The 12,354-nt window shown below is 62.3% G+C and carries 14 protein-coding genes; 10 read left to right on the forward strand and 4 right to left on the reverse strand.

Annotation, left to right across the window (positions count from 1 at the left end; genetic code table 11):
* Window positions 1–136: 136 nt before the first annotated feature.
* From J7302_RS00480 to J7302_RS00515, 8 genes are all read left to right on the forward strand, one after another.
* Window positions 137–601, forward strand: a complete 465-nt coding sequence (locus tag J7302_RS00480) for an outer membrane lipoprotein (RefSeq protein WP_215368619.1) — start codon at window positions 137–139, stop codon at window positions 599–601.
* Window positions 602–845: 244 nt separating this feature from the next.
* Window positions 846–3,641, forward strand: coding sequence for a monovalent cation/H+ antiporter subunit A (locus J7302_RS00485; protein ID WP_215368621.1), 2,796 nt, complete (start codon window positions 846–848; stop codon window positions 3,639–3,641).
* The gene (locus tag J7302_RS00490; RefSeq protein ID WP_215368622.1) at window positions 3,641–3,976 is read left to right on the forward strand and encodes a Na+/H+ antiporter subunit C; all 336 of its coding nucleotides are present in this window, start codon (window positions 3,641–3,643) and stop codon (window positions 3,974–3,976) included. The genes J7302_RS00485 and J7302_RS00490 overlap by 1 nt, the downstream gene beginning before the upstream one ends.
* Window positions 3,973–5,472 (forward strand): monovalent cation/H+ antiporter subunit D, encoded by a 1,500-nt coding sequence (locus tag J7302_RS00495; protein WP_215368623.1) that lies wholly within the window; start codon window positions 3,973–3,975, stop codon window positions 5,470–5,472. Before J7302_RS00490 ends, J7302_RS00495 begins: the two co-directional genes overlap by 4 nt.
* Complete coding sequence (locus J7302_RS00500; protein ID WP_215368624.1) at window positions 5,469–5,969, forward strand: Na+/H+ antiporter subunit E; 501 nt, start codon at window positions 5,469–5,471, stop codon at window positions 5,967–5,969. The genes J7302_RS00495 and J7302_RS00500 overlap by 4 nt, the downstream gene beginning before the upstream one ends.
* Window positions 5,954–6,223, forward strand: a complete 270-nt coding sequence (locus J7302_RS00505) for a K+/H+ antiporter subunit F (protein ID WP_215368626.1) — start codon at window positions 5,954–5,956, stop codon at window positions 6,221–6,223. Before J7302_RS00500 ends, J7302_RS00505 begins: the two co-directional genes overlap by 16 nt.
* Entirely contained in the window at window positions 6,220–6,567 is a 348-nt protein-coding gene (locus tag J7302_RS00510) for a Na+/H+ antiporter subunit G (protein ID WP_215368629.1), read from the forward strand. Before J7302_RS00505 ends, J7302_RS00510 begins: the two co-directional genes overlap by 4 nt.
* Before the next feature lie 89 nt (window positions 6,568–6,656).
* Complete coding sequence (locus J7302_RS00515; protein WP_215368631.1) at window positions 6,657–7,562, forward strand: DMT family transporter; 906 nt, start codon at window positions 6,657–6,659, stop codon at window positions 7,560–7,562.
* A gap of 87 nt (window positions 7,563–7,649) precedes the next feature.
* Here J7302_RS00515 and J7302_RS00520 read toward each other — a convergent pair whose 3' ends face one another.
* A complete protein-coding gene (locus J7302_RS00520) occupies window positions 7,650–8,648 on the reverse strand; it encodes a type I glyceraldehyde-3-phosphate dehydrogenase (RefSeq protein ID WP_215368635.1) in 999 nt (332 codons plus the stop codon).
* Window positions 8,649–8,731: 83 nt separating this feature from the next.
* Window positions 8,732–9,406, reverse strand: coding sequence for a COG3650 family protein (locus J7302_RS00525; RefSeq protein WP_215368636.1), 675 nt, complete (start codon window positions 9,404–9,406; stop codon window positions 8,732–8,734).
* Between the two features lie 69 nt (window positions 9,407–9,475).
* On the opposite strand from J7302_RS00525, the gene J7302_RS00530 reads away from it, so the two are divergent.
* Entirely contained in the window at window positions 9,476–9,871 is a 396-nt protein-coding gene (locus J7302_RS00530) for a DUF488 domain-containing protein (RefSeq protein WP_215368637.1), read from the forward strand.
* Between the two features lie 11 nt (window positions 9,872–9,882).
* Here the strand turns inward: J7302_RS00530 and J7302_RS00535 are convergent, their stop codons facing one another.
* Window positions 9,883–10,482 (reverse strand): short chain dehydrogenase, encoded by a 600-nt coding sequence (locus J7302_RS00535; RefSeq protein WP_215368639.1) that lies wholly within the window; start codon window positions 10,480–10,482, stop codon window positions 9,883–9,885.
* Between the two features lie 110 nt (window positions 10,483–10,592).
* Between J7302_RS00535 and J7302_RS00540 the strand changes: the two genes are divergently transcribed.
* Window positions 10,593–11,531 carry a LysR family transcriptional regulator gene (locus J7302_RS00540; protein ID WP_215368640.1) on the forward strand — a complete coding sequence of 313 codons (939 nt, stop codon included), beginning with the start codon at window positions 10,593–10,595 and terminating at the stop codon, window positions 11,529–11,531.
* A gap of 121 nt (window positions 11,532–11,652) precedes the next feature.
* Here J7302_RS00540 and J7302_RS00545 read toward each other — a convergent pair whose 3' ends face one another.
* Window positions 11,653–12,354, reverse strand: coding sequence for an ABC transporter ATP-binding protein (locus J7302_RS00545; protein ID WP_215368641.1), 702 nt, complete (start codon window positions 12,352–12,354; stop codon window positions 11,653–11,655).

A 12,354-nucleotide genomic window follows, 5' to 3' on the forward strand; every position in this document is an offset into this window, starting at 1 on the left:
GATGCGCCCAATTCTGCTCGGTGAATCAGGAAGCTGTCTGTTTCCTGAATGAACTCGAAGTTAATGGGCGGCTCTGGTGACAGCTACACTTGAGCAGAGTCTAATGGACAAGAACTCAATCCTTGGAGGAAATGCTATGCGTAAACCCGTTCTGCTGGTGGCCTCGTTGACGGCAGTGGCACTGGCGTTGGGCGGCTGTCAGTCGAGCCTGACCGGCGACACCTATTCGCGCGACGAGGCCCGTCAGGTGCAGACCGTGCGCATGGGCACCATTCAGGCACTGCGTCCAGTGAAGATTGAGGGCACCAAGACGCCCATCGGTGCAGGGGCGGGTGCTGTGGCAGGAGGCATCGGCGGTAGCACTATCGGTCATGGTCGTGGAAGCGCAGTAGCTGCGGTGATCGGCGCAGTTGCCGGTGGCCTGATTGGCGCCGCTGCGGAAGAGGGTGTGACCCGGACCCAGGGCGTGGAAGTCACCGTGCGCGAGGACGATGGCTCGATGCGTGCCTACGTGCAGGAAGTCCAGCCCAACGAAGTCTTTCGGGTTGGCGAGCGCGTGCGCATCTTGACGGTCAACGGCACGAGCCGAGTCAGCCACTGACAACATGGCCGCCCCAATGGGGCGGCTCATTCGCTCGTCTGCACTTTCCTTCATTTCTACCTTCCCTTGGAGTACGACTCATGCAGTTCGGCCTCCAAGGGTGGCGTGCTTTCGCCTGGCTCTGCCAGCTTTTGAAATAATTCAATTTATTGAGCTTGATCGATAGTAATGGATAATCGCCAGGATTCTGTCCTGCCATCTGTCCTGCCTTGGTGAGGATGGCGTTGACCTTGGGGAGTAATGGATGCTGTTGGCGCTTATCGTTGCGCTGCCCTTTCTAGGGGCTCTTCTTCCACCATTGGCCGAGCGTCATGGCCGTACGCTGTGCGCCGCTGTCGCTGCTCTGGCACCACTGGCCGGCCTGATCCTGCTGCTGACCCAGGCAGGGGTCGTGTTCTCTGGGGCTACCCTCAAGTTGATGCTGCCCTGGCTGCCGGGTTTTGGCCTTGGTTTCAACCTGCGTCTGGATGGCCTCGGTTTCCTGTTTGCGTTGCTGATTCTCGGGATTGGCCTGCTGGTCATCCTCTACGCACGTTATTACCTGTCCAAGCAGGAGCCAATGGGGCGTTTCTTCGCATTCCTGCTGCTGTTCATGGGGGCGATGCTGGGTGTCGTGCTCTCGGAGAACCTGCTGCTGATGCTGGTGTTCTGGGAGCTGACCAGCCTGTCGTCGTTCCTGCTAATCGGCTTCTGGGGGCAGCGTTCCGATGCACGCAAAGGCGCTCGCATGGCGCTGGCGGTCACAGGCGGCGGCGGCTTGGCGCTGCTTGCCGGCATCCTGCTGATCGGCCAGATCGTGGGTAGTTACGAGCTGACTGAGGTGCTCGCTTCGGGGGAACTGATTCGTGCCCATGCGTTTTACCCGGTCGCGCTGATGCTGGTGCTGCTGGGAGTCTTCACCAAGTCAGCGCAGTTTCCTTTCCACTTCTGGCTACCCCACGCGATGGCCGCACCCACGCCGGTGTCGGCGTACCTCCACTCGGCAACCATGGTCAAGGCAGGCGTGTTCCTGCTGGCGCGCCTGTACCCGGCACTGGCGGGTTCTGACCTGTGGTTTTATTTCGTCAGCCTGACTGGCCTGGCAACCTTGCTGATCGGCGCAGGAATGGCGCTGTTCCAGCATGACCTCAAAGGGCTGCTCGCCTACTCGACCATCAGCCATCTCGGCCTGATCACGCTGCTGTTCGGCCTCGACTCGCAGCTGTCCAACGTCGCCGCGGTGTTCCATATCATCAACCATGCCACGTTCAAGGCATCTCTTTTCATGGCCGCCGGGATCATCGACCACGAGACCGGCAGCCGAGACATGCGCTTGGTCAACGGCATGTGGAAGTACTTGCCACACACGGCCGTCCTGGCCATGGTCGCGTCCTTGGCGATGGCTGGTGTGCCGTTGCTCAATGGTTTTCTGAGCAAGGAGATGTTCTTCGGCGAAACCTTGCAGCAGCACCTTCTGGGCAGTTTCAGTTGGGTGGTGCCGGCGACGGCGACCCTTGCCGGGGTATTCTCAGTGGCTTATTCGCTGCGCTTCGTCCACGACGTATTCTTCAATGGCGAGCCGGTAGCCCTGCCGAAATTTCCGCCCCACGAGCCGCCGCGCTATATGAAAGTGCCGGTCGAGATCCTGGTGTTCCTCTGCCTGTTGGTCGGGATGTTGCCGGGCTACACTGTCGCGCCTCTGCTAGCGGCTGCCGCTTCGGCCAGCCTAGGCGGCGAGTTGCCCGAATACAGTCTGTCCATCTGGCATGGATTCAATCTGCCGCTGGCGATGAGTGTGGTGGCGCTGGTTGGCGGTGTGCTGGTCTACGTGCTGCGCCAGCCCCTGTTCCGTTGGTATGTGGGCCTACCGGATATCGATGCCAAGCTGGTTTTCGAGCGACAGGTGCAGCGCGTAGTAGCGGTGGCGTCGTGGGTGACCGAGCGCCTGGAGAACGGTTCGCTTCAGCGCTATCTGGCCTGGCTCCTGGGCAGCGCCCTGCTGTTGGTAGCCGCGGCGTTGGCACCCTTGGAGCAACTCACCGGCAGCCGCAGCCTGACGACGGTAGACGGCATTACCGGACTCGGTCTGGTGATGCTGGGGGCCAGTGGCGTGATCACGGCGATCTACCATCGCCAACGACTGACGGCCTTGTTGATCCTCAGTGTGGCCGGGTTGCTGGTGGCCCTGACCTTCGCCCGGTTCTCTGCGCCTGACCTTGCCCTCACTCAGTTGGTGGTTGAGGTAGTGACCATCGTCCTGCTGATGCTGGCGCTCTACTACTTGCCGTCGCGCACGCCGGAAGAGAGCTCGAGTCTGCGGGGCTTGCGCGATTTCGTGCTGGCCGGCGGCGTGGGCGTGATGGTGGCGCTGCTAGCGTTCGCCGTATTGACCCGGCCTTACTCGGGCATCGCTGATTTCTTCCTCGCCAACAGCTTGTCCGGTGGTGGCGGAACCAACGTGGTGAACGTGATCCTGGTCGATTTCCGCGGCTTCGACACCTTGGGCGAAATCACAGTGCTGGCGATTGCCGGGGTTGGCATCTACGCCATGCTGTCCGGTTTCCAGTTGCAGAACCCCACCTGCGATCCCCTGGGGCGCAACTGGGCCCATGCCAAGCACCCGCTGATCCTCGAGACCTTATCCCGCTTGTTGTTGCCGCTAGCGCTGCTGATTTCCGTGTTCATCTTCCTACGTGGCCACAACCAGCCTGGCGGGGGCTTCATTGCCGGGTTGATCACGTCGGTAGCATTGATCCTGCAGTACATCGCCAGTGGCGTGGCCTGGGTGGAGCAGCGCCGCCCCCTCAACTACCAGCGCATGGCGGGTGCCGGCATCACCGTCGCTGGTTTGACTGGCCTCGGGAGCTGGTACTTCGGTCGTCCGTTCCTGACGTCTGCTTTCGGCCACTTCGAACTGTCCTTGGTGGGGGAGTTCGAGTTGGCGACGGCTATGTTGTTTGACCTCGGCGTTTACCTGACTGTAGTTGGAGCCACCCAGCTGATTCTGGTGAACCTGGGCCGGCTCAGCCTGGCCCCTGCCGCGAGCGAGGATATTCATTGATGGAGGCGCTGTTCGCCATAACCCTCGGGCTACTGGCTGCCAGTGGCGTCTACCTGTTGCTGCGTGCCCAGACTTTCCCGGTGGTGCTGGGGCTCACCCTGATTTCCTACGCGGTGAACCTCTTCCTGTTTGCCATGGGCCGGCTCACGGGCGATGCGGCAGTGCTCGGTAGCGGGGCAACCTACGCCGACCCTGTGCCGCAGGCACTGGTGCTGACAGCCATCGTCATCGGTTTCGCCATGACCGCCTTTGTCGTCGTGCTGGCATTGCGAGGTGTTGGCGACCTTGGCAGCGACCATGTCGACGGACGTGCCACGGAGGAGCAGACGCCATGAGTCACCTGCCGATCCTGCCTGTTCTGATTCCGCTCTTCGCCGGCGGATTGCTGTTGATGTTGCCCTCCCACGAGCGCTTGAAGCGGTCCTTATCCCTGCTCGCGACCCTTGCGCTGGTGCCGCTGGCCCTGCTGCTGATGGCAGAGGCGGATGATGGCCAGCTCCGGGTGTACGCCCTTGGTGGCTGGCAGCCACCGTTTGGCATCGTGTTGGTGCTGGACCGCCTGGCCGCGCTGATGTTGCTCGCCACCGCAGTCCTGGCTAGTGCGGCCGTGCTTTATGCCATGCGCGGGGACGATCGTTCAGGGCCTCGCTTCCACGCGCTGTTCCAGTTCCAGTTGCTGGGCATCAATGGTGCTTTCCTAACGGGCGACCTGTTCAACCTGTTCGTGTTCTTCGAGATCCTGCTGATCGCGTCCTACGCGCTGCTGCTGCATGGCGGCGGAGCGGAGCGGGTGAGGGCGGGCTTGCACTACGTGATCCTCAATCTGGCGGGCTCGGCGCTGTTTCTGCTTGCCCTGGGGACGCTTTACGGCATCAGCGGCACCTTGAACATGGCCGACATGGCGCGCTTCGTCGCGGCGGCTGATGCAGACAAGGCGCCGATCCTGGGTGCGGCCGGGCTGCTCCTGCTGCTGGTGTTCGCACTCAAGGCCGCGCTGCTGCCCCTGTACTTCTGGCTGCCGCGGGCCTATTCCGCGGCAAGCGCGCCGGTCGCAGCCTTGTTCGCAATCATGACCAAAGTCGGGATCTATTCCATCCTGCGTGTCCATAGTCTGGTATTCGGCCCAGGGGCGGGCGAGTTGGCTAATCTGGCCCAGGCCTGGCTCTGGCCGCTGGCGCTACTGACGGTCCTGCTCGGAGCGCTGGGTGCCCTGGCGGCACGGAGCCTCCAGGCACTGCTGGCTTACCTGGTGGTGGTCTCCGCTGGTACGTTGCTCGCCGCCATTGCCTTGGGAGGGCCAGGGGCACAGGCAGCGGCCCTGTTCTATGTGCTCCACAGCACCTGGGTTGCCGGGGCCTTGTTCCTGCTTGCCGACCTGGTCAGCCGGCAGCGCGGCGATAAGCATTGCCAGCTGGTCCAGGGGCCAGCCTTGATGAATCCACGCATCCTGGGGGCTGCGTTCTTCTTCGGTGCCATTGCGGTGGCCGGGCTTCCGCCGTTGTCCGGATTCTTCGCCAAGTTACTGCTGCTCCAGGCCGCATCTGAAGGTCAGGCGACGCTGGCGCTGTGGAGCGTGCTGCTGATTGGGGGCTTCTTTGTGCTCGTGGCCCTTAGCCGTGCCGGCAGCACCTTGTTTTGGCGCACCGGCCAGACCCAACTGGGCAGTGCCGAGCTGGACGGTGGTCGACTGTTCGCGACTCTCTTGCTGCTGGCCTGTAGCGTAGCCCTCGTGGTGTTCGCCCAGCCGTTGCTGGAGTACGCCCAGGCAAGCGCTGCACAGTTGAACGATCTGCAGCTTTACCGCGTGATCGTCGAGGAGAGCGGAACATGATTCGTCGTCTGTTACCGCATCCAGCCGAGAGCTTTTTGTTATTGGTTGTCTGGCTGTTGCTTGTGGGCTCGGTGAGCTTTGGCCATCTGTTGCTTGGAGCCTTCCTCAGTATCGTGATTCCGTTGCTCGTGCAGCCCTTGCTGATTGAGCGTCCGTATCGCTGGCATCCGCTCAGGTTGTTGCGCTTCCTGCTGATGGTGATGGGGGACATCCTGGTTGCCAACTTCCAGGTGGCGCGTCTGACCTTGGGGCCGGTCGAGCGCCTGCAGCCAGCGTTCGTCGAAGTGCCCATCGAGTTGGACAATGAATTGGCGATCAGCGTACTGGTGAGCGTGGTGTCCCTGACGCCCGGGTCGCTCTCAGCCGACTTGAGCACGGACCGCCGAACATTGCTGGTTCATGGCCTTCACGTCGAGGACAAGGTGGCCATGGTGGCCGAGATCAAGGACCGCTACGAGGCCCGGTTGAAGGAGATCTTCGAATGCTCGCCTACGTGATTCCCTTGTGCCTGATTTTTCTCGGCCTTGCGCTGCTGCTGACCCTGGCGCGCCTGATCAAGGGGCCGTGTCTGCCGGATCGAGCCCTGGCACTGGATACCCTCTACGTTAATGCGATCGCGCTGCTGACCCTCTTCGGTATCTGGAAGGGCAGCGCGCTGTACTTCGAGGTGGCTCTGCTGATCGCAGTTCTGGGCTTCGTCGGGACGGTGGCGGTGGCCAAATACATGTTGCGTGGAGACATCATTGAATGAGTGCCCAACCCATGGCCCTATGGCTGGAAATCATCGTCTCGCTGCTGCTCATCCTCGGTAGCCTGTTCGTGCTGATTGGCGCCTTCGGCCTCTATCGCTTGCCAGACTTCTTCATGCGACTGCATGGCCCGACCAAGGCGACCACGCTGGGTGTGGGCTCCATGGTGGTTGCATCGCTGGTGTTCTTCTGCGCGGTAGGAGATGGACTCAGCCTGCATGAGTTGCTGATCAGCCTGTTCCTGTTCATCAGCGCACCGGTCAGCGCCTACATGCTGGCCAAGGCTGCGGTACAGCAGCGCCTGCCCCTGGCCCCCAAGACCCGCGGCAAGCCCTGGGAGCAGTGAGACGCTGCAGCGTCACAGTTTCCACATGCCGCTGTGTCTGTTGATGACATCATCTGCTACCTAAAATCCGATTTTTTCGGAGATGAGCGATGGCACAGCATGGACGCCTGGTGGCGGTATTCTGCCTGGTGCTAGCCATGGCGATCTGGGGCAGCTCCTTTATCGCCTTGAAACTGGCTTTTCTCGAAGTGGCTCCGCATTGGGTGATCTTCGCTCGGATGGCGCTGGGTAGTGTGGTCTTCCTCCTGGCCTGGCGCTGGCGTGGCCGTATCGATGCCCGCCCCGGCGATTGGAAATACCTGCTTGGCCTCGCGGCTTGCGAACCTTGTCTCTACTTCATATTCGAGGCGCTTGCGTTGCAGCACACCAGCGCTTCCCAGGCTGGGATGATCACGGCCTTGCTGCCGATGCTGGTGGCAGTCGGCGCCTTTGCCTTTCTCAAGGAACGCATCAGCCGCAGCACGCTGGCCGGGTTCCTGCTGGCCTTTGTCGGTGCCATATGGCTCAGCCTGGCCAGCGAATCCGACCGCCATGCGCCGGAGCCGCTGCTGGGCAACTTCTACGAGTTGTTGGCGATGCTCTGTGCTACTGGCTACACGCTGTTGCTCAAGCACCTGTCGGCCCGTTACTCGGTATTCTTCCTGACCGCTTTGCAGGCCTTCGTCGGCAGCTTGTTCTTCCTGCCCCTGGCGTGGCTGGCTTCGCCGTTGCCTCCGGCTGTCAGCCCTCAGGGCTTGGGCGCCATGGTTTATCTGGGCATCGCGGTCACGGTGGGGGCTTATGGGCTCTACAACTTTGGCGTTTCGCGCTTGCCGGCCAGCCAGGCGACCGGGTTCATCAACCTGATTCCGGTCTTCACCTTGGTGTTCGCGATGATCTTCCTGGGTGAACGCCTGGCCCCCATGCAGTTGCTGGCCGCGGCGCTGGTATTCACCGGCGTTGCACTCAGCCAATGGGGTAGCACCGCGCCCGCTCCGGCCGGTGTGCTGGATTAGCCGCTCAATGAGCTGAGCCTGCCCAATGCTCTCGGGCACGCTGCGCATGCCCTGTTGGGCTTCGCAGGCTCAGCGCCAACCTTGTATCTACGGGGTCAGCCAGGCCAGCACTACGTCCAGCATGCGGTTGGCAAAGGCCCATTCGTTGTCATACCAGGCCAGCACCTTGACCAGCTCGCCCTGTACGCGGGTGTGGTTGAGATCAACTACGCAGGATACCGGGTAGCCATTGAAGTCCCGGGATACCAAGGGGAGCGCACTGCACTCCATCACCCCAGTCGGAAGCTCGCGGGCACCGGTTTCGATCAGGGCGTTGAGGGCGTCCCGGCTGACGGGGAGCCCGGCGACGACGGTCAGGTCGAGTAGCGACACGTTGGGCGTCGGAACCCGAATGGCCAAGCCGTCCAGACGGCCGGCCAGGTCCGGCAGGACCAATCCGATGGTCTTGGCCGCGCCGGTACTGGTGGGAATCATCGACAGCGTGGCGGCGCGGGCGCGGTAGAGGTCGTTGTGGCTCCTGTCCAGCAGGCTCTGGTCATTGGTGTAGGCGTGCACGGTGGTCACCAGGCCGCTGCGGATGCCCACGGCCCGGTGCAGCACCATGGCCAGCGGGGCCAGGCAGTTGGTGGTGCAGGAGGCATTGGAGACGATCTGTTGGTTGCCGAGCAGTTCATGATTCACCCCGTAGACCACGGTCAGGTCGGCGCTGTCCAGCGGGTGCGAGAGCAACACCCGCGGAGCCCCAGCGGTGAGGTGCTGCTCCACCTGGCCGCGCTCTTTCATCTTGCCAGAACACTCCAGAACGAGATCCACGCCGAGCTGGTCCCAGGGCAGGTTGACCGGATCACGCTCGCGTAGCAGGCGAATGGTCTGGCCGTTGATCTGCAGGTGGTCGTCGTGCAGGGCGACGTGGCCCGGAAAACGGCCGAAGGTGGAATCGAAGCGGGTCAGGTGGGCCCGCGAGTCGAAATCATCCAGATCGTTGATGGCTTCTATGCGCAGGCGCTGATCCAGGCCTCGCTCGAACAGTGCTCGGACCAGGGCGCGTCCGATACGCCCGTATCCATTGAGGGCGATTCGCAGCATGGCGGTCTCCTTCCTGTTGTCCTGTCTTCAGCTTAGCGAGGTACGGACGGAAGGAGAGGATCCAAGGCGGCGGGGCGGCCGGATCAGTCCGCGCGTGCACCGCCGAAATAGGCACAGCCGCGTTGCAGTTGGCCATTCAGGCGAAGTTCGGCGCTGAGATGCTGAACGGCTCCACTCATGCTGTCGATGCAGCGCTGTGGTGCAATCCAGAGTTCCAAGCGCTGGCCATTGGCCTCGCTGGTGAGATTGAAACGGCCTTCCGGCAGCTGCTCTTCCATGTAAGGCAGGGGTAGGGGCGGTTGGCCCGGTCGGTCGAGCACCAGGCCCTTGTCGCTGACATTCAAGCTCCAGTCCGGCTCGTGGCCGCTGGCGTGCAGCAGCAGTTGCTTGAAGTTCACGTCCTGGCAACCATGGCCTTCGCGCTGCAGTCGATAGAGTTTCTGGACATCCAGCTGGCCATCGCTGCCATTGGCCTGATGAGCGCCGAGGTTACCGGCGAGGTCGGCGAACAGGTTGCCGGGGCCGTCGGCCGAGAGATTGGCCGACTCGGGCGCCAGCCCCGTACCGCCGTGGTCGACAACGGTAAAACGACGTTGCTCGCCACAGGGGCGGAACATGATCTGGCCAGCGTCTACGCTGAGTTCACCCTGCAGGCGCACCAGATGGGTGACGGGTGCCTCCTTCGAAGGGCCGGCCAACATCTGGCAGGCGCCAAACAACGGCAACAAACTGAACAGCAGTGGGCGGGCAAGGCGCATCAAACGTCTCCTGGTGGGAGCGGCAACGTTACCGGGGCGTGGCGCCCAGCTCAAGTGGAGGTTGGGGACATGATCCAATGCAAACGTGTCTATGACGCGGTGGAGGAGGGGGATGGCCAGCGCGTCCTTGTCGACCGGCTATGGCCGCGCGGATGCCGCAGGGAATCGCTGCAACTGGCTGATTGGTTGCGCGACTTGGCGCCTTCGGACAGGTTACGCAAGGATTTCTGCCACGATCCGGCCCTGTTCGACGAGTTCCGCTTGCTCTATCGGACCGAGTTGGCCGCCCACCCGGAGCATTGGCAAGGGCTGCTGGACATTGCTCGCCGAGGCACACTAACCCTGCTTTACGCCGCCCGTCAGGAGCACTACAACAATGCGCGGGTGTTGGCGGAGTTCCTTGAGGAGGAGCTGGATCGCCAGGGCCCGTCCAGCTCGCCAGTGTGTTATGCCGACGAGCTGTAGCCGAGGGGCTGTTACCAGACGCGATAGACCTGACCGGTCTGCGCGCCTTCTGTGCTCTTGGCGTAGGCCAGCGCCGCCAGGGCCGCCGGTACTGCCTTGTAGCCACGGAAGTAGGGGGCGTAGGCGGGCAGGGCTTCTTCGATTACCGTCGGACTTACGCTGTTGATGCGCATTGCGCGGGGCAGCTCGAGGGCCGCACTGCGCACGAACGCATCGATCGCGCCATTGACCATGCTGGCTGAGGCGCCGTAGCGGATTGGGTCGTCGCTGAGCACGCCGGAGGTCAGGGTGAATGATGCGCCGTCGTTGGCGAACTCACGGCCAATCAGCACCAGGTTCACCTGTCCCATCAGCTTGTCCTTCAGTCCCACTGCGAACTCCGCCTCGCTCATCTCGGCCAGCGCACCGAAATGGACCTTGCCGACGGCGCTGATCAGGGCGTCGAAAGGGCCAGCTTGCTCGAACATGCTGCGTATGGACACCGAGTCGGTGATGTTCACGCGCAACTCACCGCTCTTGTGGCCAACGCGGATTATTTCGTGGCGTGCTTTCAGCTCGTTGTCGATCGCTCTGCCGATGGTGCCGCTGGCACCGATAAGAAGGATTTTCATGGCCTGACTCCTGGGTTATGGGGAGATACCCGGTCAGTGTAGAGTGACCTTTGTGGTCGATAATCCAGGCAATTGGAAAACGTTGGTTTTCAAATGGAAACAATCAAAGCATGAGCGAGATGGCGGATCTGGCAGCCTTTGCAGCATTGCTGGAGGCGGGTAGCTTCACCCGTGCGGCGGAGCGCCTGGGTTGTAGCAAGGGGCAGCTTTCCAAGCGGATTCGCGCGTTGGAGCAGGATCTCGGTGCCGCCTTACTGCACCGCACCACGCGCCGGCTCAACCTGACGGCAGCGGGGGCGGCCCTGCTGCCTGAGGCGCAGGCGTTGGTGGCTCAGGGTGAACGTGCGCGCCAAGCGGTACAGCGGCTGCAGGAGGAGCTGGCGGGCTGCGTGCGGCTTACCGTGCCGGTGTCCCTTGGCGAGACCTTCTTCGATGCGCTGTTGCTGGACTTCACTCGCCGCTACCCACAATTACGTGTCGAACTGGATCTACATAATGGCTATCGCGACCTGGTAGCGGATGGCTTCGACTTGGGTATCCGCTCGGGCATCGATCTGGACGAGCGACTGGTCGCCAAGCCGCTGTTCTCCTTGCAGGAGATAACCTGTGCCACTCCTGCGTATCTCCAGGCCCACGGCGAGCCCCTGCATCCCGCCGACCTCGCGGTGCACCAATGCCTGCTGAATACTCATTACAGCGGATTTGAGGAGTGGCTCTACCACCGCCAGCACCAATTGGAGCGGGTCAAGGTCGCAGGGGCGCTGGCAAGCAATCACTACAGCCTACTGAAGAAGGCTGCATTGGCTGGGGCCGGAATCGCTCGACTGCCGTCCTACATGGTGTATGACGAACTGGCCGATGGGCGGCTGATCTGGTTGCTCCGTGACTACCAGACACGCCAGGTGCCGGTATTCCTGATCCACCCCTGGCAGGGCGGATTGCCCAAGCGCACCCAGGTCCTGGCGGATTACCTGCTGGACTGGTTCGAGCGTAGCCGGCGGATGTTGGACGAGATTGCGATGGGGCGTGATGACGACGAGCGTTTCTAACCCGGCTCTGGTCGGGTGGAGGAGGCAGGGCTCCGAGGGCAAACCGCTGGTCTGTACTGCCAATGAACTCGCACCCACAAGAAAACGGCCCCATGAGGGGCCGTTTTCATTAGGAGTAGCGTCAGCCGCCGAGGTAGGCGTCGCGCACCTTCGGGTCGTTGAGCAGGGCATCACCGCTGCCTTGCATGACGATCCGCCCGTTTTCCAGCACGTAGCCGCGGTCGGCCAGCTTGAGCGCCTGGTTGGCGTTCTGCTCGACCAGAAAAACGGTCACACCATCACGACGCAGCTGTTCGATGATATCGAAGATCTGCTGGATGATGATGGGCGCCAGGCCAAGCGAAGGCTCGTCTAGCAGCAGCAACTTGGGCTTGCTCATCAGCGCACGGCCGATGGCGAGCATCTGCTGCTCGCCGCCGGACATGGTGCCTGCGCGTTGCTCGAAACGCTCCTTCAGGCGCGGGAACAAGTGCAGGACCTTGTCCATCTGTTCCTGATAGTCGCCCTTGGCGGTGAAGAAGCCGCCCATGGCCAGGTTCTCTTCGACAGTCAGGCGCGCGAACACGCGACGACCTTCCGGCACGACGGCGATGCTCTTGCGCATGATGTCGCAGGATTCCTGCCCCACCAGCTCCTCGCCCTCATAGCGAATGCTGCCGCTGGCCGCCCGCGGCGAGCCGCAGAGGGTCATCAGCAGGGTCGACTTGCCGGCGCCGTTGGCACCGATAAGGGTGACGATCTCGCCTTTCTTCACTTCCATGCTGACGCCGTGCAGCGCCTGGATCTTGCCGTAGAAAGTGGAAACCTTGTCGAAACTAAGCAT

It is taken from the genome of Metapseudomonas boanensis (assembly GCF_018704125.1).
Taxonomy (GTDB): Bacteria; Pseudomonadota; Gammaproteobacteria; order Pseudomonadales; family Pseudomonadaceae; genus Metapseudomonas; species Metapseudomonas boanensis.